Source organism: Sphingomonas sp. BE138, assembly GCF_031456125.1.
In the GTDB taxonomy this organism is placed as follows: Bacteria; Pseudomonadota; Alphaproteobacteria; order Sphingomonadales; family Sphingomonadaceae; genus Sphingomonas.
In genome coordinates this window covers 1-1,536 of record NZ_JAVDUC010000072.1, presented here as the reverse complement: position 1 = coordinate 1,536, position 1,536 = coordinate 1, and the positions used below count along the sequence as shown (strand labels likewise).

The following is a 1,536-nucleotide window of genomic DNA, read 5'->3' as shown; positions in this document are numbered from 1 at the left end:
CGTCAATAGGCTCGGCGTGGGCGCGCTCCGCGCTTGTGTATGCGAAGGGGGCACGCCCCCTTCACCCCCAGCTATCCAGCCGCGCGGCGCCACCCTGATCCCGGCGTGAACTCTGCGATGCGAGGAGTGTCGTCCGCATACTCCCCATCTCCGCGCACTCTGGCGAGCAGATCGGCTGCGAACTCGGCTTCGTCACCGCCGCAGCGATCCAGATGACGGAGCAGCGTAGGACCGTATTGCGAGGCGAGGAACCGCATTGCGCGTTCGTGATCGGCGACCCGTTGCGGTCGCATCTGTAGCGGTTTCACGTCCATGGCCACGGCCTCCTTCACCAGCTCCCGCGTCCATGCTGCAAGTCCCCAGTATTCGGCAGGTTCCAGCTTGGCGGCTTCGAGGCGAAAGGGCTTGAGAGGCTTGCTTTCGAGTTCGAGCCGCACCCAGTGATCCCAGCCGAGAGAGCGACCCGGACACGCGGCGTGCTGTAGTTGCTTACCCTTTTCGTAGCACCGGATGAAGACGGCCGAGGAACGCGACCCGAGGTAGTACGTGTCGCCCTTCGTCGGATCGCGGTTGATGACGCTCGTGCAGTTGAGCCGGTAGCTGTCCGCGAACTTCCCGATAAGCCGCACCATCGAGTTGAACAGATCGGGCCCGACCATGTCTATGGCGACGTCCGCGCGCGTCACCCGATGATCCGGCCAGGCCTCCCGCAGGAAGCCCGCCAGGAGAGGCGCGTTATCGCCCGATGACTCCACGTTCGGATGCCCGTTCGGCCCGCCGTGCAGCACGTTCACCACGGCCTCGCCATCGATGCAGATCGAGGTGCGCTCATGGTAGTTGAACCGGCCCTTGCCCTGATCGAGCGTGTGATTGCCGATTGCACTCGTGAGGCGATCCAGCAGCAGCCCATGATGAGCCGGCACTGTGGCGCGATACCAATCGAATTTGGAAACGATCGGATCGGATTGTTTCCCTGTCAGCACCCCTGACCCCCGTAATTACACGACGGGGGCAGGAGCGGTCCGGTCCGGTGCGTGCGGTCCTCGCTGGCGCTGCGGTCCGCGCGCTCCGGTCCGGCCTCTCCAGCCTCGCCAGAAGCTACGAGAGCCGCGATGTGAGCCAGTAGGTCAAGCTGGTCGGGATCGTGCCCTAGAACGCCCTGTAGGGCCTCTGTGACGGCTTTTGCGAGTGCCGCCGGTTGCGCCTCGATAGCAGCCGCCTGTGCGTCCAGCACCGGCAGAAGGGCGCGGAAGAGAGGAGTAGCTGTGTCGACGAGTTCCCGGATGAACGACGCTGCGGAGCGGTCCTGAAGCGCTCCGAGGCGCGTCAGCAGCGCGTGCTGTTCCTCCGTCACAACGACCGAGAGGCGCGGTAGCTTAGTCGGCATGGTCTCCCCCTATGGTGCATCACCATGAGAGAGAGTGCATCACCTAGTGGAAGCCGTCAATAGGCTCGGCGTGGGCGCGCTCCGCGCTTGTGTATGCGAAGGGGGCACGCCCCCTTCACCCCCAGCTATCCAGCCGCGCGGCGCCACCC

Annotated in this window: 2 protein-coding genes; both read right to left on the bottom strand. The window is 65.0% G+C overall.

Annotated features, from left to right (window positions below; all coding sequences use genetic code 11):
• Window positions 1–71: 71 nt before the first annotated feature.
• Window positions 72–983: a replication initiation factor domain-containing protein gene (locus tag J2Y58_RS20910; protein WP_310107432.1), complete on the bottom strand. Its 912-nt coding sequence runs from the start codon at window positions 981–983 to the stop codon at window positions 72–74.
• The gene (locus J2Y58_RS20905) at window positions 977–1,387 is read right to left on the bottom strand and encodes a hypothetical protein (RefSeq protein WP_310107429.1); all 411 of its coding nucleotides are present in this window, start codon (window positions 1,385–1,387) and stop codon (window positions 977–979) included. Before J2Y58_RS20905 ends, J2Y58_RS20910 begins: the two co-directional genes overlap by 7 nt.
• Window positions 1,388–1,536 lie beyond the last annotated feature (149 nt).